General features: G+C 71.7%; 11 protein-coding genes. 2 read left to right on the top strand and 9 right to left on the bottom strand.

Going from position 1 to position 19,832, the window contains the following annotated elements:
* Positions 1 to 178: 178 nt before the first annotated feature.
* Genes QRX60_RS34755 through QRX60_RS34745 form a run of 3 tightly spaced genes read right to left on the bottom strand, consistent with a single transcriptional unit; the run spans position 179 to position 7,661 of the window.
* Positions 179 to 628, bottom strand: a complete 450-nt coding sequence (locus tag QRX60_RS34755; RefSeq protein WP_285995668.1) for a hypothetical protein — start codon at positions 626 to 628, stop codon at positions 179 to 181.
* A 6-nt stretch (positions 629 to 634) separates the two neighbouring features.
* Positions 635 to 4,087, bottom strand: a complete 3,453-nt coding sequence (locus QRX60_RS34750) for an RHS repeat-associated core domain-containing protein (RefSeq protein WP_285995667.1) — start codon at positions 4,085 to 4,087, stop codon at positions 635 to 637.
* Positions 4,026 to 7,661, bottom strand: coding sequence for a LamG-like jellyroll fold domain-containing protein (locus QRX60_RS34745; protein WP_285995666.1), 3,636 nt, complete (start codon positions 7,659 to 7,661; stop codon positions 4,026 to 4,028). The genes QRX60_RS34750 and QRX60_RS34745 overlap by 62 nt, the downstream gene beginning before the upstream one ends.
* Between QRX60_RS34745 and QRX60_RS34740 the strand changes: the two genes are divergently transcribed.
* A complete protein-coding gene (locus tag QRX60_RS34740; protein ID WP_285995665.1) occupies positions 7,629 to 7,793 on the top strand; it encodes a hypothetical protein in 165 nt (54 codons plus the stop codon). The two genes, QRX60_RS34745 and QRX60_RS34740, sit on opposite strands and share 33 nt — an antisense overlap.
* 210 nt (positions 7,794 to 8,003) lie before the next feature.
* Entirely contained in the window at positions 8,004 to 8,792 is a 789-nt protein-coding gene (locus QRX60_RS34735; RefSeq protein ID WP_285995664.1) for a nucleotidyltransferase domain-containing protein, read from the top strand.
* On the opposite strand, the gene QRX60_RS34730 is transcribed toward QRX60_RS34735, so the two are convergent.
* Genes QRX60_RS34730 through QRX60_RS34705 form a run of 6 tightly spaced genes read right to left on the bottom strand, consistent with a single transcriptional unit; the run spans position 8,749 to position 19,829 of the window.
* A complete protein-coding gene (locus QRX60_RS34730; protein ID WP_285995663.1) occupies positions 8,749 to 10,074 on the bottom strand; it encodes a DUF6519 domain-containing protein in 1,326 nt (441 codons plus the stop codon). The two genes, QRX60_RS34735 and QRX60_RS34730, sit on opposite strands and share 44 nt — an antisense overlap.
* 9 nt (positions 10,075 to 10,083) lie before the next feature.
* Positions 10,084 to 12,255, bottom strand: a complete 2,172-nt coding sequence (locus tag QRX60_RS34725; RefSeq protein WP_285995662.1) for a hypothetical protein — start codon at positions 12,253 to 12,255, stop codon at positions 10,084 to 10,086.
* The gene (locus QRX60_RS34720) at positions 12,252 to 16,034 is read right to left on the bottom strand and encodes a putative baseplate assembly protein (RefSeq protein WP_285995661.1); all 3,783 of its coding nucleotides are present in this window, start codon (positions 16,032 to 16,034) and stop codon (positions 12,252 to 12,254) included. Before QRX60_RS34720 ends, QRX60_RS34725 begins: the two co-directional genes overlap by 4 nt.
* Positions 16,031 to 19,078 (bottom strand): putative baseplate assembly protein, encoded by a 3,048-nt coding sequence (locus QRX60_RS34715; protein ID WP_285995660.1) that lies wholly within the window; start codon positions 19,076 to 19,078, stop codon positions 16,031 to 16,033. Before QRX60_RS34715 ends, QRX60_RS34720 begins: the two co-directional genes overlap by 4 nt.
* Positions 19,075 to 19,500 carry a GPW/gp25 family protein gene (locus QRX60_RS34710; RefSeq protein WP_285995659.1) on the bottom strand — a complete coding sequence of 142 codons (426 nt, stop codon included), beginning with the start codon at positions 19,498 to 19,500 and terminating at the stop codon, positions 19,075 to 19,077. The genes QRX60_RS34715 and QRX60_RS34710 overlap by 4 nt, the downstream gene beginning before the upstream one ends.
* Positions 19,497 to 19,829 (bottom strand): hypothetical protein, encoded by a 333-nt coding sequence (locus QRX60_RS34705; RefSeq protein WP_285995658.1) that lies wholly within the window; start codon positions 19,827 to 19,829, stop codon positions 19,497 to 19,499. The genes QRX60_RS34710 and QRX60_RS34705 overlap by 4 nt, the downstream gene beginning before the upstream one ends.
* Positions 19,830 to 19,832: the final 3 nt, after the last annotated feature.

Here is a 19,832-nt window from a genome sequence, read left to right as displayed (position 1 = left end):
GCCGCCCCCGCCGACACACCACCAGTGATCGCTCCCGAACCCGCGCCCACCAGGCCCGTGTCGCCACCTACGGCAGCACCCCACACGACGCGTCCGGCACCAGCTTGCCACCGAGAAGACCCGCCAAGGCGCCACCCAGCGCGGCCAGCCCTTCTTCCCGTCTCGTCGCTGACGACGCCTACACAGCGTCATTCCTAAAATGCTTCAAGATGATCCAAACGTCATATTCTTCGGTTGTTACACCACAGACAACAGTACCATCGACGGACATCGCCACAAACTCCGGCTCTCCCGTGATCGCTGCGAGATGATGCACCATAACCGACGCAGGCTCGCACCTTACTCGCGCCCACGGGAGGTCGCCCAAACCTGCGCCGCCCACACTAACGAGAAACTCGCCATTTGGGCCGAACATTCCCCCTTCACGTCCGAGCCTTCCCCACGAGGCATCTACCTCATCAAGATACTCGCCGTCGACACGGCGACTGACCGTTGCCGAAGGAACGACGTTACCGCCGACGATGAGTCTCCATGCGTCGCTCGGGCCGGCAACTTGACCCGTCCAAACCTCGTCGATCACTTCAATCTGCGCAGCTTCGAGCATTTGATTGCGAATATTGAAACCCACTTAACACTACTCGCCTTCATAATACAAGTGATGACTGCCGCCAACCGGCGAATACCGTTCGAAGTCAGACGTCGTGTCCCAGCCGAAATTCACTCCGTCACGAGTGGGCGCTTGTTTTGGCTGACCAGCATGAAAGTGCGGATACGGCGCATTCGGGTCATTGACATGCTCAGCGATGACACGCGAACCATTCTCGGTCTCGAACTGCTCGCAATTCCCGTGCGCACCAGGATTCGGATCGAAACGATAACCAGGCATGCCTCGCTGTGTCACGTCACTACCGACAGTCCATGTTGCATCCGGCTCAGCATCCCTCGGCACACCCGCTCTATCATATGCAGCACCTTTAGCTTCGCTCCGAGTTTGGAACGTCTCATTGCAGTTGTGGATGAGGACCGGAGTGTCACCGGCATACACATAGTACGTGTGCAGCTCGTCGATGGTCAGGTCGTAGGTGACCTCCGTCGAGTGGTACGGCGTCACCTCCTCGACCGTCGCCTCGCCGCCGTCCGCGGTCTGCAGACGGTCACCCACCTGCAAGTCGACCGCTTCGACGAACTCGCCACGCGTGACGTCGTAGAACGGGTGGTGATACGTCGTCGTCACGGTCGCCGGAGCTGCCGACGCCGTGGCCGCGCCACCCGTGACCACGGCCGCGGCCACAGCCAGACCCGCCACCGCACGGCCGACCGCGCGACGGACCCGGCTCGGCTTGACCTTCAGATCGACGAAGTCGTGGTCCGTCTCCGTCACGATCACCCGGTCCACCGGGTGCGCCTCCAGCCCCGGCTTCCCCGGCTGCGAGTTCGCGATCCGATCGCCCACCTTCAGCGAGGAAATCGGCTTGGAAGAGCCATCAGCCAGCAGGACCTTCGTGGACGCGAGGAAGCTGTGGACCGGGCAGGCCGACGGCTCCTCCGCCGAACTACGACCCCGAGCCCGCAAACCACCCAGCGCCCCGAACGCCGCCCCACCGACACCACCGGCCACCGCACCCGACCCAGCCGCCGACAACGCACCACTCACCGAGCAACTCCGGCCGCAGTTCATCCCGTAGCCGGCCATCGCTGTCACGCCACCGCTGATCGCCCCCGAACCAGCACCGACCAGGCCCTGAGTCGCCACCTCCGGCAACACACCGCTCAACGCGTCCGACACCAGCTTGCCACCCAGCGGACCCGCCAACGCACCACCCAGAGCACCGCCCAACGCGCCCAGCCCGACCGCCTCGACCGCGCCACCGACCGAACAGGTGCCCTGCTTGTGACAGTCCATCCCGTACGACACCGCGCTGCCGACCGCGCCACCCAGGGCCGCACAGCCGACCACAGCGGTTCCCCCGGTGGCCGCCGTGCACGCGAGCCCGACCACCACACCCGCCGCGATGCCCGCGATCGTCGACGCGTGCTCCTTCGCGAACGTCGCCACGTGCGACGCCGCCGAGGCCGCCGCGTGACCGACCGCCACCGCCGCCGTCGCCACCGCGTGCCCGACCGTCTTCGCCGCCGACACCGCCGCGTGCGCCACCACCTTCGCCACGTAGTGGTACGCCGTCTTCACCGCGTGGACCGCCGCGTGGTACACGTGCTTCACGAACCGCACCGCGCGGTGATAGGTGTTCTTCACCAGCCGCACCGCCGCGTGGTAGCCGTCCCGGACCACGTGGTACGTCGCCACCGCCGCGTGCACCAGCGGCTGCACCACGTACGTGTTGACCACGTGCGCCGCCGGCTGGATCACCTGGTGGTAGACGAACGACGCCGCCGGGGCCAGCACGTGGTCGGTGAAGGCCGACCACGCGTCGCCCCACCAGCCGTGCCCGGACGGGTCCGTCCCCGTCATCGGGTTGCCGTCGACGTAGGCGAACTTGTTCGCCTCCATCGGGTTCGGCACCGGGCTGTTCGACACCGTGTCCCGGTTCATGAACTGCCCGACCGCCGGGTTGTACCAGCGGGCCGCCATGTTCACGTTCCCCGTCGACCGGTCGGTCCAGCCCGACTGGTACCCCAGCTGTCCCTTCGGGGTTGCCGAAGCCAGCACGTTCCCGAACGGGTCGTAGGCCGTCGAACCGTCCAAAGCGGACCCCGAGGCGGTGAACGTCCCGACGACGTCGGTGTGCTGGTCGACGAACGCGAACGCCCCGGCACCGCCGGTGGCGATGCCGACCAGCCCGCCACCCGGATCCCGGCTGTAGGTCGACGTGCCGTCCGAGGCGATCGCGTTGCCCATACCCGAGAAGGAGAACGTCGTCGCCGTCCCCGTCGCGATCGTCGTGTCGGTCAGGTTCCGCTGCAGCGCGTCGTACGCGAAGCTCTGCGTGCCCTGGACGATCATCTGGCCGAACGCGTCCGAAGCGGACACCAGCGTGCCGGTCGACGACGCGCGCTGCCGCAGCGTTCCGCGCGCGCTGTAGCTGTAGGTGTTCGAGCCGTCCGACGTCAGTTCGTTGCGCTCGTCGTAGATGTACGTCGACGAGCCCACCTGGGTCCGGTTGCCCGAAGCGTCGTAGCCGTAGGCCACCGAGCTCACGCCGTTGTTCCACGACGCCAGCCGGTCGGCCAGGTCGTAGGTGTAGGTGTTCGCCGCCGAACCCGCGAAGCCGGCCGTCGTCTTCGACGTCAGGTTGCTGTTCGCGTCGTAGCCGTAGGTCACCGACGCGATCGCCGCTCCCCCGGCCGTCTTCAGCGCGTCGCCGGTCAGGCGGTGCAGGCCGTCGTAGGAGAACGTCCGCGCGTTGCCCGTGCCGTACTTCACCCCGCTGACCTGGTTGAGCGTGTTGTAGCTCAGGGTCTGCGTGCCGCCGGTGGCCGCGTCGGTGATGGTCGAGAGCCGGTCGGCGCTGTCGTAGCCGTACGACGTGGTGCCCGCCGCGTCGGTGCGCGAGGTCATCAGGCCGTCGGTGTTGTAGGCGAACGACGACGATCCCGCCGAACCGCTCGCCGTCAGCAGCCCGCCGCGGTCGTTGTAGGTGAACGTCTCGTTCGACGCCGCCTGGTGGTCCGAATGGCCGGTGACGCCCGCCTCCGCCGTGGCGGCCGAGGTCATCCGCCCGCCTGGGTCGTAGCCGAACGTCCGGGTCGCGGTCGCCGCGTCGGCGCCGCTGCCGGACTGGCTGACCAGGTTCCCGTCGTCGTCGTAGCCCGCCGACACGGTCACCCCGCCCGGCTGGGTCTGCGTGACCGGGCGCCCCGCCGCGTCGTAGACCGACGTGAACGTCCGGTCGGCGTCGGCGGTGTAGGCGGCCGTCGCCGGCTCGACCAGCGCCTCGGGCAGGTTCCAGGAGTTGTAGCGGGTGATCGTCGGGTTGCCGCGGCCGTCGGTGAACCGGGTCCGGTTGCCCGCCGCGTCGTACCCGAACGACGTGGTGATCGACGCCGTCGCCGACACCGGCTGGATCTCACTCGAAAGCCGGTTCGCGCCGTCGTAGGTGAACGTCCGCGCGGTACCGCGTCCGTCCACACTGGACGTCAGGCGGCCGCCCGGCGTCGTAGGCCGCCGACGTCTGCTGGAGCACCGCACCGGTCGCGTCCTTGCGGGTGACCTGCACCGGCCGGCTCGACTGGTCGTAGGCCGTCACCGTCGAGGTGTTGTCGGCGGCGGTGACCGACGCCTTCTCGCCGAGGTAGCTGTAACCGTACCGGGTCGTGTTCCCGGCGGCGTCGGTGACCGACGTGGTTTCGCCGAGCGCGTTGTAGCCGTAGGAGGTGACCGCGCCGTTCGGGGTCGTGGTCGACGCGAGGTTCGCCCCGCCGGGGTTGGTGGCCGACGCGGCGTAGGAGTTCGTCGTGGTCGCGGTCAGCGTGGAGGGATAGCGTTCGAAGACGGTCGAGGTCAGCTGCCGCGACAGGTAGTCGTAGGTCGCCTCCGTCCGGGCGCCGTTCGCGTCGACGACCGAGAGCCGGTCGCCGTTCGTGTCGTAGGTCGACACCGTCTTCGCCCCGGACGGCTTGGTGACCTGGGCGACGTCACCCAGCTGGTCGTAGGCGATGCCGGTGACGTGGCCGAGCGGGTCCTTCTCGGAGACGACTTGCCCGATCTTGTCGTAGGTGCGCACGGTCGTCGCCGAGATCGGGGTGCCGCCGCCCGGTGGGGTGTAGTTCGGATTGGTCACCGAAACGGCCTGCCCCGCCGCGTCGTAGACCGTCGTGACCTGGTTGCCGTCCGGGTCGACGGCCTCGACCGGCTCGCCGAACGTGTTGTACCCGGTGGTGGTGACGGGGTGCACCGCGGTGGCCGGGCCTCCGTTCGTCTCGGCGTTCACCGTCGGCGCGGTGGTCACGGCGGGCTTGCCGGCCTCGTCGTAGGCACAGGACGTGGTGTTGCCGTTGGCGTCGGTCATCGACGTCGGCAGCCCGCGCTGGTCGACGGTCCAGGTCGTCGTTTCCGCCGTCGACGAGGCGACGGTGCCGCCGTTGCGGCCGCCGTTGTAGACAGTCGAGACTTCGGCCGCGGACAGCGCGCGCGAGTAGGCCTGGACGCTGTCGACCTGACCGGTGGCGTAGTTGCCGTTGGCGCCGAGGTACCAGCCGTGGCCGATCGCCAGCGGGCCGCTGCTCGCCATCGGCGACGGGTCGGTCGTGCTCCCGGCCGCCGCGCCGTTGACGTACAGCGTCATGGCGCCGGTGCCCGAGTCGTACACCCCCGCCAGATGCGTCCACACCCCGGCCTGCGCGTCGGCCGAGGATTCCGCGCGGTAGGCGGTGGCGTTGGCCGCGTCGGTGCCGAAGCGGGCGAACGACCACTTGTGCGTGCCCCCGTCGTACTCGAGGTAGAGGCCGCTCATCACGGCGCCCTTCTGGACCACGTACGTCTGGGTGGCCGAGCCGAACGTGGCGGGCTTGACCCAGGCCGACACCGTGTAGGCAGCCGCGGTGTTGAGCACCGGGCCGTTGGTCGCGATCTGCGAACTGGTGCCGTCGAGGGTCGCGGCACCACCCGACCACGTCACCGCCGACGCCGCGGCGGTGTTCCCGGTCCCGGACGAGTCCGGCACCGTGCTGCCGGAGGTCTGGTTCAGCTTCCACCAGCCGACCGGGTGCCCGGTGCCGTCCGCGGCCACCGACCGGGAGGTGAGCACGCCCATCGGGTCGTAGGACGTGCTGACCGTGCGGCTGCGGCCCGACGGGTCGGTCTGCGTGCTCGTCGCGACCTTGTCGTCCGGGGTGTAGGACACCGACGTCGTGCGCGCCGCGCCACCGGGGTCGTCGACGGCCTGGGACACTCGGCCCGCGGCGTCCACAGTGGACGACGAGGTGTTCGCGCCGTTTCCGGTGACCTTGCCGACGAGGTTGCCGGCCGCGTCGTAGGTGTTGGACTCGGTGACGAAGGACAGCTGGCCGGTGGGGTCCTTGCGGGTGACCGTCGCGGTCAGGCCGTTGTCCGTGTAGGTGTAGGCGGTGACGTTGCCCATCGAGTCCGTTTCGGACGCCAGGCGCCCGGCCGGGTCGTAGGCGTTGGACTTCTGGGTCAGGAACGTCGCGGGCTGCGGGTCGGCGGGATTGCCGGTGTACCAGACGCCCTGGGTGAGCAGCCGGCCTTCGCCGTCGTAGGTGAAGTCGGTTTCGGTGCCGTTGGCGTCGGTCTCGCTCTTCTTGTTGCCGTAGACGTCGTAGGTGTAGGTGGTGACGTTGCCGTCCGCGTCCGTCGTGGACGCCACCTGGTCCTTGTCGTTGTAGGTCGAGCTGGAGGCCCGGGCGGCGTCGCCGCCGGTGCTGTCCGACACGGTCTGGGAAGTGATGCTGCCGTCCGCGTTGTACACGCTGGCGGTGACGGCGGTGTGGATCGCGCCGGTCACCCGGTCGGTCACCGCCGGGTCGGTCTGCGAGACGACCTGGTCGGTGCTGTCATAGGCGTAGGAGGTGACCAGCCCCGCCGGGAAGCTGTCGGAGACCGCCGTCTTGGTCAGCACGCGGCCGAGCGCGTCGTAGGTGAACCGAGTGACCAGGCCGTCGGCGTTGGTCGTGCTCGCGACGTCACCGTTGTGCAGGTACGCCACCTGGTTGACCGCGCCGCCGGGCGAGGTCGTCTTCACCGGCAGCCCGGCGGGCACGTTCCCCGAGTCCGCCGCGGGGAACGCCGCCGTGCCGTCGCTGTAGGTGATCGTCGTGGTGCGCCCGTTCGGGAACCCGGGAACCGGCGGTGTCGTGACCGTGGTCCGGTTGCCGGCGGCGTCGTAGCCGAAGGTCGTCAGGTAGGCCGCGTCGGTCGCGCTCGACGACCGCGGGTCCCGCGAGGTCAGCATCAGGTCGTTGCGCGCGTCGGCCGTGGTCAGCTGCGCGGTGGTGTCATCCGGGAAGTACGTCGAGTACGAGGTCGAGCACTTCTCGGCGGCCTGGTTCTGGCACGCGGTCTGCGAGACGACGTTGCCGCGGACGTCGTGGCCGACGGTGACCACGTTGCCGTTCGGGTCGGTGGTGGTGTGCAGGAAGCCCGAGGTGTCGTAGCCGTAGGTGGTCCGTTTCCCGTTCGTGTCCGTTTCGGACACCTTGTGGTTGCCCGCGCCCGGTTCGTACTGCTGCACCGAAGTCTTGCCCGCCGGGTCGGTGATGGTGGACGTGGTGAGCGGCGCCAGGCCCTGCGAGTTGCCCGCGGCGAGGAAGTGCTGCGTGACCTGGGCGGCGGTCAGCGCCGACCGGTAGTAGGCGACTTCGCCGATGGACCCGGTGAAGTAGTTCCAGGTGTTCCCGGACGGCGCGGCCGGCCAGCCGTTGCTGTTGAAGACACCGGCGCCGACGAAGTCCAGCGGGTCGTAGTTGCCGATCTGGCCGGAGAGCGTACCGATCTGCAGGCCGTCCAGGTAGAGCACCTGGCTGGTGTTCGCGCCGCTGAGCACGACGTGGTGCCACTTGCCGTCGTTGACCTTGCCCGCCGAGGCCATGCCGGCCACGGTGGTGTCCCAGAAGTGACCGTGCAGCTTGCCGTCCGTGCCGACGTAGAGCACCGGCATCGCACCGCCCGACGGGTTCGCAGCGCCGAGGCCGAGTTCCCGGTCGAGAACAGCGTGCCCGCCGCGGTCGACGTCGTCGAGAACCACAGCTCCACCGAAGCCGTGGTCGACGCGCTCACCAGGTGGTCGGGCAGCGTGACCCCGGCGACGGTGCCGGGGAAGCGCGCCGCGGTCGAGTCGGTGAACGGGCCGCCCACGCCGAGCGTCGCGTTCGTGTAGGCCGACGGCCGGTAGTTGACCTCGCCCGCGGGCGAGGCGGTGCCGGGCGCGTCGGCGAACCGCTGGTAGAGCTCGGGTTGCGAACCGAGCACGGCACCGCGGTAGACCTGGCTCGACCCGGTGGCCGTCAGCGGCGCGTACTTCCACGTGCCGCCGTTCTCGTCGCCGATCTGCGTGACCGCCTGGGAAACCGGGTCGTAGGACACGGTCGTGTGCACCGCCCCGGACGGGCGGGTGACCGAGGTGAGCAGGCTCGCCTGCTGCTTGCCCGCCTGGTACAGCGGCATCTCCTGGACACCCGGCACGGACCGGTCCCAGATGCCGACGTCGGCGATCTGGCCGTTGAAGAACGTCGCGGTGCCGGGCGAGGCGGTTTTCGGTGCGTGGGACCCGGCGGCACCCGCGGAGGCCCGCTCGTGGTTCGAGCCGGCGGGGACGCCGTGGTGGATCGCGGGCGGGTTCGCGCTCGAGCTGGTTGCCGGGCGGTCCTGGCGGACGCACGGCGACCTCGACGTGCTCGTGCTCCGGCGGGACCAGCTCGTGGTCCAGGAAGCCTTGGCGGGCCGGGAATGGTGGGCCGCCGACCCGCCGGGGACACTGCGACCGTGGGCCGCCGGGGAGATCCTGGGCCCGGCGGTGCACGACGTCCGGTGCCGGCCCTCGGGCAGCTCCCCTTGGCGGGTGCAGGTGATGCTCGACGAGACCGACGGGGACGAGTGGGTCTCGCGGCGCAGTCCCGCGGTCCGGCGGCCGGTCGCCGGGCTGGGCGTCACCGTCGGCGGAATTCCTTGCCTGCGCCCCGAAATCCAGCTGTTCTGGAAAGCCGGGTCACCCCGGGAGAAGGACGAAGAGGACTTCCGGGAGGTCGCCGGGAGCCTGGGCCCGGCCCAGCGGAGCTGGCTGGCCCGGGCGATCGGTGCGACCTACTCCCGGCGGCATCCCTGGCTCGCCCGGCTCAGAGAGGCGGGAGGTGCTGGAAGGTCCGGCGCAGCGGGGTGACCTGCCCCGAGTCGCCCACCCACGCCAGCGGGGCGTAGTGCGCGGGCTCCCCCGCCGGCGGCAGCAGCAGCGGCCGGCCGGCGGTGTCGACCGGCCACTCCACGTCCGCGGTCAGAGTCCGGGCCGGGATCAGCCAGTGGTCACCCGTGCGGTAGGTGCCCTCGGCGGCGAACCACACCTGGACGCCGTCCTCCAGGTCGAGCCAGTCGCCCTCGGTGATCCGGACCGCGCCGTCGCGCAGCCGGGGCGGCTGCTGGTCCCAGCGACGCAGCAGCGGGTGCCGCGAGCCGACCTCCGGCGGCGCCGACAGCCGCACCCGGCGGCCGGCCGGATCCAGCTCTTCGACCCGCAGCAACGGCGTCACCTCGTCGCGCGCGGCCGTGGTGTCGTCGGCCGCCTCCACCCAGTCGCCGACCTCGACGGCCAGCTTGTCGTCGCGGCCCAGTGTCTCCAGGGTGACCCACTGGCCGTCGACGCCGGTGAGCGGGAAGACGATCGACCCGTTGTCGCGCGACCACTTGAACGTCGCCGACTCCGCGGACCCTCCCTGGTGGACTTCGACGCGGTAGAGCTGGTTCTCGGGGCCGCGGTAGGCCGCGTCCGGCGCGAGCACGCACGGGTCGTCGTCCGTCCCGTCCGGCTTCTGCACCCGGGCGGCCAGGAACGCGGACTCCGCCGTCCGCTGGGTGACCCACTCGTCGAACGCCTCGGGCTTGAGGCTCGCCGCCGCCAGCACCTGCCAGGTGACCTGCGTGCGCGCCCCGGTGTCCGGCAGGGCCGCGCCCAGTGCGGACTCCCGGATCGCCGGGTCCTGCACGGCCGTGACGAGCCGTTCGTCGAGCCGAAGGTAGACCAGGAACGGCGGCGTCGGGAGCAGGTCTGCTCCGTTTTCCGGGTCACGGAACGCGAACGGCTGGTTCCAGTAACCCAGCCCCGCAGTGTCCTCGGTGTCCTGAGTGTCCTCGGTGGACCCTCCGACCGCCTGGTACACCGGCGGCGGCGCCGAGTCGGCCAGGACGCCGTCGACGTAGTACCGGCCGGGGGTGATCGCCAGGTCGGCGGGCTTCTTCCCGTCCGGGCTGGGCACGTAGGCCACGGTGAACCCGTCGCCGGGCCCGCCGTGCGGGCCGATCACGTCGGCCGCGATCGTGCGGGCCAGGTGCAGCTGGATCGCGGCCTGCTCGTTGACGTCGGCGTCGAGCTGGACCCGCCCCTGCTGGGCCAGCACCGCGGAGTAGCCGCGGCCGGGGCGGAACGTCGAACGGGAGAAGTCTGCCTTCATGGTGCACTCCTAGGAGACGGTGATGACGGCGGCCGCGGAGCCGGCCGGGACGAACTCGGCCAGCCGGGCCCGCAGGTTGTCCAAGCGCTGCGGCTGGAACAGGTCGTGGAACGCGCCGAGCTCGGACCCGTCCTCGGCGCCGCGGGCGAGCTCCGGGGGGCAGTGCGCCGAAAGCTGCGCGTAGCCCGGGGTGCCGTACCGGGTGCTGGTGAACGACGGCCGCACCCGCGCGAAGACGAGGGCGCGCTCGTCCGGCGGCACCGCCGCGACCGCGGTGTCCGGCTCGCAGTGGTACCGGCGCGGGGTCCGCGAACCCCTGGGCACATAACAGAACCGGACGCAGCCGGCGCCGCGCCGGGCGACCCGCAGCCGGCCGTGGAAGATCGTGTTCTCCGCCAGCGCGACCGCGTGCGTGACCACCTCGCCGATCACGGTGGAGCGGTGGACGTGCAGGACCGCGTGGGCGTGCCGGCAGTCCGGCGCCGACAGGGCCTCCCGGTGCGGCGCGGTGGCGTCGAGGACGCTGTCGGCGAGGTGGATCGGCAGCGGGTCGGCGTGCACCTCGTCGGCGAGCACCAGGATCGTGCCGAGGACGCTGCTCTCCACCTGGACGCACGCCGTCGTGTTCTCCAGCACCAGGCTCGGTTCTTCGGGGTGGCTCGGTCCGCAGTGCGGTTCGAGCGACCAGCCGGGGACGAGCGTGCAGTGCCGGACCACGACCGCACCGACCGGCCCGGTGACGCTCACCCCGCGCCCGGCGACGAGCAGGCCGTCCAGCACGATCCGCGGCGGCGGCCGGTCGTCGCCCTCTTCGCACTCGTTCGCCCTGATCTGCAGTGAGTCCGGCCGGTTGCTGTACCAGTCGAGCAGCCGCAGCACCGGCCGCGTGCCGTCGGCGGCGCGGACCTGGAGGCGGTCGCCCGGCTCGAGCACGAACTCGAGCTGTTCCTGGTAGGCGCCGCTGTGCGTGATCTCGATGGCCGCTTCGGGGGTGCTGCCGTCGGCGTTGTCGCGCTTCCACTGTTCGTACGCGCTGGTGATGCGCTCGAAGTCCTGCCCGGGCCCGACCCGGTAGGTCACCGGCGCCGGCTCGAGCGTGCGCGGGTACTCGCCGCCGCCCAGATCGTCGGAGAACGCGTAGTGGTAGGTCACCCAGACGCCGCGGCGGGGCACCCGCCGGGACCCGAACACCATCCGCCCGAGCACCGGGTCCACGACGACCTGGTGCCGCCGCGGGCGGTAGGCCCAGTGCGTCAGGTCGGCGACGACGATGTCCGACAGCGGCACCGGGTCCACGCCGGGGCCGCGCCAGATAGTGAAGCTCTTGCCCGGCCCGTAGAAGTCGGCGAGGCGGTCGCGCACGGCACGGCGCCGCAGGAACAGCGGCAGGTTCTCCTCGGTCGCCGGACGGCCGCGCGCCGGCGCGGGCAACGGCCGGTGCACGAGGTTGACGTCGTTGCCGAGGATGGAGAACGTGTACTGGTTGCGGGCGCGGTCGATGCAGTAGGCGGGCGCGTGCGTGACCGGGTAGGGCCGCAGCCGCCAGACGAACAGGCCGACGTTCTGCGGGGCGTACCGGCCCGGTCGCCGCCGGGAGTCGATGCCCGGCGCCGCCACGCCGTGGGCCAGCGGGTCGAAGGCGGAGCCGGCCAGGTCGAGCAGGTCGCCCCGGCGCAGGTCGAGCAGCCGCCCGCCGGCCGTCAGCCCGCGGCGGGTCACCGCGTCCGCTCCCCCGGCGAACAGCCGGACCGGTTGCGTGGCCGCCGAAAGCGGCAGGAACTCGACCGCCCGCGCGGGCCATTCGGCGACCGAGGCGGCGGCCTCTTCGAGCAGCGGCAGGGTGCCCTTGCGACGGCGGTTGGCCACGGTGTCGGCGACGTCCCGCCGCGGCGCCAGCCGGGCGGCGAGCCGGGCGACCGCCTCGGCCGTCGCGGTGCCGCGCGCGCCGAGCGCCTCCTGGTAGCCGCCGAGCAGCCGGTAGCCGACGAGGTCGCCGAGGTAGGGCACGGCCCAGTCCTGGCAGGTCTCGATGAACCAGTTGTCGTACAGCTGCCGGATGTCGTCCTGCACCAGGTCGACCTGCTCGGTGATCACCGCGAGCAGCGCCCGCAGCGGCTCGCCGACGGCGAAGTCCCGGGCGCGGACGAACGAGGGCAGCAGTTCGTAGAGCCGCTCCGTCACGGCCGGACCTCCTTGAGGATCAGCGTGTCCGGCAGGTCCGGCGACAGCAGCGCCAGCTGCGCCGGCCGGATGCCGCGGAACACCACGACTTTTCGCCCCTTCGGGAGGGGATCGGCGCTGGTCAGGTCGGGGTTGAGCCGGAACAGCTCGGACACCGGGATGCCGTTCACGGCCGCGATGCTGGTGAGCGTCTCGGTCGTGTCCTGGACGGTGTACCGGGTGACGTCGAACTTGGCGAGCCTCGCCGGGACCGTCGGCTTCGGGGTGGTCAGTGTGCTGCCCAACGCGTCCAGGCCCGCCGGTGTCAGGCTGCCCTCGACACCGGCGAACACGTCGATGTCGACGTATTCCACGCCGGGCACCGACTGCGCCGCCGCGATCGCCTCGGAGAGGAACGCGGGCCGGCCGAGTTCCCGCCGGTCGAAGCCCAGCCGGTCCAGCAGCGCCGCCCGCACCGCCGGCTCCACGAGCGCCCAGCTGTACGCGGTCGACACCCTGATGTTGGCCGCCAGCACGAGCAGCACCAGTTCGCGGACCGCGACCCGCACCGGCAGCTGCGGATCGCCGAAGCCGGCCAGGGCGGACCGAAGGGTGGTCACGATGCCGGACGTGTCGGTCAGCGGGATGTCGTCCACCCCGGCCACGGTCACGTGCACGACCTGCCGCGTCCCGTCGGTCAGCCGGCGCGCGCTGGCCCGCCCGATGCCGGCCCGGGCGCGGGCGAAGTCCTCGTAGTCCGGCACCGACACCAGCCGGTCCAGCGCGGTCACGGACAACGGGATGGTCCGCCGAGCCTGCTCCGGGCCGTCCGCGTCGGCGCCCCCGGTGGCCGGCAGGGGGTTGTTCACCCCGGAGACCCCCAGCGGCCGGGTGATCAGCTGGCTGATCTTGCCGGCGCTGACGTTGGCCGCCTTGCCGACGCCGACCCGGTAAGCGGCGCGCACGTTCTGCGTGCCGGTGGTCAGCCTGGCCCCGTTGACGCCGTCGCCGAAGGTCACCGCGACCGCGCCGGCGGCGTCCACCGCCGTGGTGTAGACCCGTTCGGCCGGGCCGTGGCCGGCCAGACTGTCCACTTCGGACCAGAGCACGCCGTCGACCCGGACCTCCAGCGTGCTGGCCGCGCCGAGCGGGGTGTCCGCGGCCAGCCAGGTCACCGGGCTCTGGAACAACGTGAAGGTCTGGTTGCGCTTGCTGGCGTCGCCGCTGCCGATCGGCTCGTCACGGGACGCGCCGTTCGTCGCGGCGCCGACGTTCGCGAACAGGTGCACGGTGTCGCGCCGGTAGCGGTACGCGAGGTCGGCGGCCAGCGTGATCCGGGTGTGCACGGTGTCGCCCGGCCGGGTCCTGTCCACGAACTGCTCGACCGCCGAGATCATGGTCAGCTCGGTGCCCGGGACGCCCGGCGTGCCGGGGATGTCGGTGCGCTCGCCGGTGACGACCAGGCGGCGGCCGGCGGTGAGTCCCTGGTACAGCTGGGCCAGCTCGATCTGCTTGCCGGCGACCTCGTCCAGTACCGGCTCGGTGGCCAGCGCCAGCGGCAGGCCCCGGGTGTACACCGTGGTGTCCCGGATGTCGGTCAGCGTGGTGTCGGTCGCGTCCAGCCAGTCGTCCTCCAGGCTCAGCACCGTGACCTTGCCGGTGATGCCGTAGTCGGAACGGGAAACCACCCGGCTGTCCTGCACGCGGGTGATCACCCGGGTGATGTCGCCCGTCTTCGACCGCTCGATCACCACCCAGCTGCCCGGCCCGATCCCGTCGTACACGGCGTCCAGCGCGAGCACGTTGAGCGACACCGCGGGCAGCGCGGACCGCAGGTTCAGCTCGACGACCGACCCGCCGTCCTTGGGGCTGCGGCTGGCCAGGAGCAGCAACTCCTCCTGGCCGCCCGGCACCACGGAGCCGACCCACAGGCCGAAGACCGGCGGGTTCGGAGCGTCGCCGTGGCGCACCGTGACGGCGGTCATCTCGTTCGTCTTCGCGCTCGTGACCACGACGGTCCGCTTGAACAGCCGCTGGTCGAAGTCGAAGGTCACGCTGGTGATCGAGTTCGGGTCCGGCGCGTCGGCCAGGTCGCCCTCGCCGTCACCCCCGTCGCCACCGTCACCGCCGTCGTCCGGGGGTGGCGGCGGCGGGTGCTGGAACGTCACGGTGACCTTGCCCGGCCCGATGACGAAGTCCTCGACCTCGGCGAACGGTTCCAGCGGGATGACCAGGTTCTCCCCGGTCTCGGTCCAGGTGAAGACGGTGCCGATCGGCTGCCCGTTGCTGTTGTAGGTGACCTGGATGTCCAGCGTCTGCGTGCCCCGCAGCGGCCAGTCCTCGGAGCCGGCCGGGCGGCCCTGGGCGTCGAACAGCGGCTTGAGCGGGGCGGTCGCGCCGAACGGGGTCGCCACCGTCCGCATCACCTGGAGCTCCTGGAGCTCCAGGGGCGCGGCCAGGTCGACGTTGCGCCAGGCCGGATAGAGTGAGTCACGCAGGCGACTGTCCAAAGCGGACAACAGCTGGACGGCGGCGTCCGAGCCGGACGCGAACACCTGTCGCGGGTCCCGGCCGAGGTCACGCGGCGTCGCCGGCAACTGCGCGGGCGGGGTCCGCAAGGCGCCGAGCAGGGCGCCCAGCCCGACCGCGGCCGAGGTGTCCGCGGGCAGCTCGGCGAACAGGGACGACGGCTGGTTGTCCTGCTGCTGTGGAGGTTCCAGCTTGACCACCGCGGCCACGATGTCCAGCAGCGCCGGTTCGAGCGTGCCCACCAGGTACTCGTGCACGTTGTGGTACTGCTCGGCCAAGACCTCGGTCTCGTGCAGCCGCTCGACCGCCTCGGCCAGCCGCCGGCGGAACTCCGTCGGCGTGGTGACGGTCGGCGGCGGCGTTGCCGGTGGGTCCTTCGGGAGGGCGTCGGCCAGCGGCGTCAGCACCTCGTCGACGTAGCGCCGAACGATCCGGCTCCGGTTGTACATCTCGCCGTGCGCGTCCGAGACCAGGGCCCGGAAGTCGGCGACCAGCTCCTTGAACTTCGGCTGGGCCGGGCCGCGCAGGCCGACGACCGTGACGCCGGTGGCCTGGTCGATCTCCACGCTCGGCACGGTCTGCGTGACCTGCCGGCCGGCCTCCGTGCCGAACACGAACAGCAGCCGGTTGCCGAGCTTGATGTCGTTGGCCGTGCCGGCGACGTGGATCCGCCCGCCGTTGCCCAGGTTGTCGAAGTCCACCTGGTACGGCCGGCGCAGCCGGACCTGGAGATCGTTCCAGGACCAGCGGGCCGGCAGGTCCTCGCCGATCTCGAACGACTGGGCCTGCTCGCCCTGCGCCGGGATGCTCTGCGCGCGGGTGCCCTTCGGGATGACCACCGCGGTGTCCGGACCCGACGACGGGTCCTTGTCCACCGTGTACGCCAGGAAGGTGCCGGCGGACACGCCGGGGCGCGGTCGGTGCCCGACGAGGTTTCCCAGCAGCCGCAGGGATTCCTGCCGGGTGGCGGTGCGCAGGTAGCCCTCGTTGGCGATCCGCTCGGTGTAGAAGGTGAGCAGGTCGGCGACCGTCGCCCAGCCGTCCAGCAGCGCGATCGCCGCGTCGTCGGTCGTGCGCACGGTCAGGCCGGCCAGCGCCGGGTAGCCGGGGCTGGACAGCCGCGCCAGCATCGACTCCAGGAACTCGCCGTGCGTGCCGCTGCGGACCGCCAGCTCGGCCAGCCCGGGCGGGTTGTCGATCGTCACCGGGGTCTCGACCTGCACGCCCTGGCAGGCGCCGCCGCACCCGCAGCCGCAGTCGGTCGTGGTCATCGGCCACCTCCCGCCACGATCGCCAGCCGGCCGTTTTCCGGCCGGTCGCGGTCGTCGTCCAGTTGTGCGATCTCCAGCGGCCCGATCACCAACACGCCGGCGTCGAGCTCGCCGGCGGCCGGCCGGAACAGCCGCTTCAGCCGGGTCACCTGCACGCTCTGCACGCCGGGCACCGCACCGGCCGCGGTGACGATCCGGCTGACCCGCGCCGGATCGCCGAAGGTCAGCTCGTCCGGCGCGAACATCCGGCGCAGCACCAGCCGCACCGCCTGTGAGACGTGGGCTCGCTGGTAGCCGGTGGCGACGCACAGCGTCACCTCGACGTCCAGCGGCACCAGAACCGCAGGCAGGACGACAAGTCCGAGCCCGATCCGCCGGTACGCCGCCAGCCGTGCGGCGACGGTGTCCAGCAGCGCCGGGCTCACGCTCTCGGTGCCGAGAGCGTCGATGGCGACGTGGACCTCCTGGCCGGTGCCGGTCCAGCGGATCTCGGCGGCGGCGCGCTGCACGCCCGGGACCTGGCCGGCGAGGTCGGCGTAGTCGGTCGCGGTCACCGCGCGCAGCCGGGTCCGGTGCAGGGCCAGCGGGGCGAGCTGGCGGACCTGGTCCAGCGGCTCCGGGTCGACGCCGCCGGTGGCCGGCAACGGGTTGCGCACGACGGTGATGCCCGAGCCGTCCCCCGCCCCGCAGCACAGCACGATGTGGCTGATCGCCTCCGCGCCGACGTTGCCGGCCAGGCCGTCGCCGACTCGGTAGTGCAGGGTGATCTCGGTGCCGGGGGTCGGCTGCCGGCCGTGCTGGCCGTCGCCGAACCGGATCTCCAGCGAGCCGTCGTCGGTCAGCTCGCCGACGAAGTCGCGGTCGGTGGGGCCGCTGGCCAGCAGGTCGCGCTTCGGGCCCCAGCTCCGGTCGTCCTCGTCCCGGATCTCCAGCGCCGGCCGGGCATCCCGCGGATCCTGGTGCAGGGCGACGCCGGCCGGGCCGGCCAGCCGCGGGGAGTCGGCCGCCAGCTCCTCGCCGAAGTCCGGGCCCCAGGCCTGGCCGATCTCCCAGCCGACGTCGTCGCCGAGCACCTCGCCGGCGCCGGCGCGGCCCACCAGCGTGGCCAGGCGGGCCAGCTCGGCCGCCAGGAACTCGTCGAACCGGGCGATGAGGTGGTGCAGGGCCGCCGCCGGGTGCCGCCTGATGTCGTACCTGGCCAGGGTGGCCGTGCCGAACCACCTGGTCAGCTCCTCGATCTCGGCCGCCGACAGCTGCCGGCCGTCGGCGACCGCGCGCCGCATGTGGTCGAGCCGGCCCCGGACCCGGCCGGGCAGGGTGGCGAGCAGCCTGGACTGGCCCAGCGAGATCCACGCCGGGGTGGGGAACGGCGCGCGCTGCGTGATCGGCGCGTAGCGGGGACGCGGCCGGAACCGCCGGCGCAGCTGCGGATACGTCACCTGGGCCAGCAGCGCCTCAAGTGCGGCCGCCTGCTCGGCGGCGGTCAGGTCCGCGGTGAGCTTGGCCCGGTCCACGGCGGCCTGGCCCAGCAGCGGCACCAGCAGGGTGATTTCCTCGTCGTCGAGCGGAGTCCCGCCCTGGGTGCGCGTGATCAGGCCGTGGATGAGGACGACGGCCGGGTCGTTGCCGGGCCGGTCGGGGCAGCCGAGCGCAGGCGGCGCGCAGTTCGGCGGCGCGACCGGGGCCGGCGGCACCAGGATCACCTCGGGCGCGCCGCCGCAGTGGGTGATGTCCCGGCCGTGGTCGGTCAGCACCACGTTGCCGCGGGCCACGCTGACGTCGGTCAGCAGCCGGCATTCCGGGCCACCGCGGCTGGACAGGCAGACCGGGAACGTCAACGCGTCCTCGTCAGCCCAGGTCACGTCGACGAGTGGCTGGTCGAACAGCTTGTCCACAGCGGCCTTCACGGCGGTGACGCGGACCGCCTGGCGATGCGCGGGATCGGCGTCGGCGGCGGAGCCGGTCTTCGGGCCGAGCACCTCTTCGATCACCAGGACGTCACCGGGGCACAGCTGCAGCGGCGCGTCGTGGTCGTCCCGCAGCGTCGCCGTCGTCGTGCCCTTGGGCAGGAAGCACTCCTGCTCGCCCCAGGTCCAGAAGCTGATCGAGGTGTGCTGCGGCCACAGCCGCAGCGGCCGGGCCGGCAACGGCTCGAACACCTGGATACCGGCCGCGGGCGACAGGTTCTCCAGCTCCTCGTCGTCGAGCACGGTCGGGATGGCCGGGCGTTGCGCCGGGTCCAGCCGGCTCAGGTCGATCGCGGCGAACCGGAAGTCACCGGCGGCGAGCTCGACCTCCCGGTCGGTGGACAGCACGACCCAGGCCCGGGCGTTGCAGCCGTCGTGCATCGCGTAGTCGATCAGCCGGACGTGCCGGCGCACCGATTGCCGGCGCCGGGCGGTGCCCAGATACGCCTCGGTGGCCACGGCGTCCTGCTGGTAGCTGAACTGGTCCCCCAGGTAGGCGAACAGCTCCAGCACGGCCAACGCCAGATCGGGCTCGTGGCGCTCGATCCACTGGGGAACGGTCAGCGTCGCGCGGTCCAGCAGCAGCCGGCGCAGCGTGCCGTAGTCCCGGGCCAGGTAGTCGATCGGCGGCGCCGGGTGCGCCGGCCGGGCCGCCGGTTCCCCGGCCGCGCAGTCGAAATCGGTCGGGCAGGCGAGCCGGAACGAGAACGTGGCGCTGGTGTAGCGCGCGTCGAAGCCGTGGTACGGCCGGGTCCCGGGCCGGCCGAAGGCGTCCGGCTCGACGATGTTCAGCGTGTAGACGGAGCTGTCCCCCGGCCCGTTCACGGTGACGTGCACCCGGTCGTCCAGGTCCGGGTCCTCGGCCGCCTCCACCTCGACTTCGGTGGCGACCAGGCCGGTGATCCGCCGGCCGCCGTCGATCCGGATGTGGTGCGGCTTCAGGTGTTCCGGCGCGCGTCCGAGAAAAGTGACGGTGAGCAGCGTGCCGCTGTCGTCCACCTCCACCTCGTCGATACCGTTGAGCCGCGCCGCGCGCACCAAGGATCGGCGCGCGTCGGTGTCACACTTCACTGTCACGGTGTTCCCCCTTGCACGAACACATCCGTCCGCTGGCTGCCGGTGGGCAGCACCACGTAGGACAGGTGGACGCTGAGCCGGCTGTCCTGGCTGACCACGTCGAGGCTCTGCACCGTGATCACGTCCCCGAGCCAGCGCTGCAGCGCGGCCTGCACGGACAGCTGCAACGTCGAGGCGAGCTCCGGGCTGTTCGGCTCGAAAACCAGACCCAGCAGGCCGCAGCCGAAGTCCGGCAGCATCACCCGCTCCCCCGGGCTGGTGAACAGCAGCTGCTCGATCATCTGCCGCACGTGCTCGTCGTAGCCGGCGCTCGCCGTCCTGCCATGACTGTCCACCTGGAACGGAAAGGTGATGTCGTTGCGCGGCGGCAGGCTCGGCTGCGCCGCCAGGACCACGAGCCGGTCGGTGCGCTGTGCCCTCACTGGCCCACCGCCCGCTGCTGGATCACCGACACCACGGGCGAGCCCTGCGGGATCCGCTCCGCGCTCAGGCACAGGCCGGTCGAGCCCTGGGTGATCACCTGCGACCCGGTGACCTGGACACGCGCGCTCGGCGTCACCCACTGCACGGTGACGCAGGGCTGCGGCTTGTTCCCGACGGTGAAGGGGCACCCGGTGATCGTGGATTGATCGGCGACGGTCCAGATGGCCTGGCCGGTGACGACGCCGCGGGTCTGGCTGGGCAGGAACGTGACCTGGCCGCCGTGCGGGCAGGTCACGGTCGCGCTGAGATGCATGAGGTTTCCCGGCATGGC

This window comes from Amycolatopsis mongoliensis (assembly GCF_030285665.1).
In the GTDB taxonomy this organism is placed as follows: Bacteria; Actinomycetota; Actinomycetes; order Mycobacteriales; family Pseudonocardiaceae; genus Amycolatopsis; species Amycolatopsis mongoliensis.
Note: the sequence above shows the minus strand (reverse complement) of the source record. Positions and strands in the feature narration are given on the sequence as shown.

What these genes read in the sequence shown, in the direction of transcription:
- QRX60_RS34730 (WP_285995663.1), bottom strand. Translation starts at nt 10,074, where the DNA reads ATGAAGGCAGACTTCTCCCGTTCGACGTTCCGCCCCGGCCGCGGCTAC.
- QRX60_RS34720 (WP_285995661.1), bottom strand. Translation starts at nt 16,034, where the DNA reads ATGACCACGACCGACTGCGGCTGCGGGTGCGGCGGCGCCTGCCAGGGC.
- QRX60_RS34705 (WP_285995658.1), bottom strand. Translation starts at nt 19,829, where the DNA reads ATGCCGGGAAACCTCATGCATCTCAGCGCGACCGTGACCTGCCCGCAC.